The 2,339-nt window shown below is 68.8% G+C and carries 2 protein-coding genes; both read right to left on the reverse strand.

Annotated elements, in window-relative coordinates:
- Positions 1-1,001 (reverse strand): glucose-6-phosphate dehydrogenase (locus ACZYZE_RS18885; protein WP_463909552.1); only part of this gene is annotated, 1,001 nt, incomplete at its 3' end.
- Positions 1,002-1,016: 15 nt separating this feature from the next.
- Positions 1,017-2,339: glucose-6-phosphate isomerase (locus ACZYZE_RS18890; RefSeq protein WP_463909554.1), on the reverse strand; the 1,323-nt coding region annotated here is incomplete at its 5' end.

A 2,339-nucleotide genomic window follows, 5' to 3' on the forward strand; every position in this document is an offset into this window, starting at 1 on the left:
ACTTTTTCGCCGCCCTGCCAGCCGCCGGTGAACTGCCCCCGGGCGGAGTGGGTGGAAAGGTCCGCGGGGAGCCGGACGGCGGCGAGGACCTTTTCCTTCTCGGCGCGCAGGTCATCGGCGTTGAAAGAGATCGGTTCCTCCATCGCGGTCAGCGCCAGGAGCTGAAGCAGGTGGTTCTGGATGACATCGCGGGCAGCGCCGACGCCGTCGTAGTAGCCTGCCCGGCCACCGGTGCCGATGTCCTCGGCCATGGTGATCTGGACGTGGTCCACGTAGTTGGCGTTCCACAGCGGTTCGAACAGCTGGTTGGCGAAGCGCAGCGCCAGGATGTTCTGGACCGTCTCCTTGCCCAGGTAGTGGTCAATCCGGAAGACCGCGTCCTGCGGGAAGACCGACTCGACAATGTCGTTCAGCTGCCGGGCCGACGCGAGATCGTGGCCGAACGGCTTCTCGATGACCACCCGCCGCCATTTGTCGCCCTCGGCCTGCGCCAGCCCGTGCTTTGAGAGCTGCCGGCAGACTTGTTCGAAGGCGTTCGGCGGGATGGAAAGGTAGAACGCGTGGTTGCCCCGCGTCCCGCGCTGCTCGTCGAGTTCATCGATGGTGGCGCTGAGCCGCTGGAAGGCGTCGTCGTCGTCGAATTCCCCCTGCACGAAGCGGATGCCCTCGGAAAGCTGCTTCCACACCGTTTCGTCGAACGGGGTGCGGGCATAGGCCTGGACCGCTGACTTCACCTCGGCGGCGAAGTCCTCGTTCTCCCACTTCCGCCGGGCAAAGCCGACGAGGGCAAAGCTTGGCGGGAGCAGCCCGCGGTTGGCCAGGTCGTACACGGCCGGCATAAGTTTCTTGCGGGCAAGGTCCCCCGTGACCCCGAACAGGACCAGCGACGACGGCCCGGCAATACGGTTCAGGCGGCGGTCCCGCGGGTCCCGGAGCGGGTTGCGGGCAGACCTTCCCGAACGCGTCGCGGACTTCCGGCCGCCGGTGTTTGTTTCTGGCATGGTTGCGTGGGTGCCTTAGCTATTCGTGGAGGGGGAGGCCTGGCCGGCCAGCGTCGAGACAAGCTCCTGCAGCTGCCGGACGCCGGCGGCACGGTCGGTGAGGTGCAGCCGGAGGACCGGCCGGCCGTGGTCGGACAGGACCTGGGCGTCCCCGGCGGCCTGCGCCGAGATCAGTTCGCCGAAGGTGAACGGGCGGTCCGGGATGGCCAGGTCGGTGGCGGGAGCGGCCGTCACCTGAAGGAACACACCGATCGCGGGCCCGCCCTTGTGGAACTGCCCGGTGGAGTGCAGGAAGCGCGGGCCCCAGCCGAAGGTCACGGGACGGCCGCTGACGGCTGCCAACTGGTCCCGGACACCCTCAAGGGATGCGTAGGCGAGCCGGTCGAAGTAGGCCTGGACACTCAGGTAGCTGTCCGGTCCGAGTTCGCCGAGCAGGGCGCTGACGGCGCCTGCCGCCGTGCTTGCGCCGCCGAGCCAGTCCCCGCCGCGGACCTCGATGGATCCGTCGCTGAAGCGGGCCGGTGCCGGTTCGGGCTGTGCGTCGAGCAGACCACGGGCGGCCACCTTGGCGGCCTCGACGTCGGGCTGGTCGAAGGGGTTGATCCCAAGCAGGCGTCCGGCCACGGCCGTGGCGAACTCCCACGTCATTATCTGGGTCGGCAGCCCGCCGGCGATCGCCACCTCGTTCTCACCGAGTTCGACGTCGGCGTCCGCCGCGACGAGGCGGATCACCAGGACGTCGGGGGCGCCGAGGGAGGCCTCCGGCGAGGAGGGCCCGGCAACGACGGGCAGCACACCCGTTCCGAGCTTGCCGGTGGATTCGGCGATGAGCTGTTCGGCCCAGTCGGCGAAGCCCTTGATGCCGGAGCCGTCTTCGGCGATGACGATCTTATTCCGCAGCGGGTTGGTGCCGCCCAGCGCCGTGCCGAGGGCGAGTCCGATGTTCTCCTCACCGTCCTCGTTCAGGACCTCGGCGGCTTCCTCGGCCTCGTCCAGGAACGCCTGGATGTCCACACCGGCCAGGCCGCAGGGCACCAGCCCGAACGCGGTCAGCGCCGAGTAGCGTCCGCCGACGTTGGGGTCGGCGTTGAAGACGGCACGGTAGCCGGCCTCGCGGGCGGCCTTGTCCAGCGGGGAACCCGGATCGGTGACGATAATGATCCGGCTCTTCGCGTCGAGGCCCGCCTTGGTGAAGGCGTGCTCGAAGATCCGGCGCTGCGAATCGGTCTCCAGGGTGGAACCGGACTTCGAGGACACCACGATCGCGGTTTCGGCCAGCCGGTCAGCCAGTGCCGCGGCCACCTGTTCGGGATCGGTGCTGTCCAGCACGGTCAGCTC

Source organism: Pseudarthrobacter woesei (assembly GCF_055412745.1).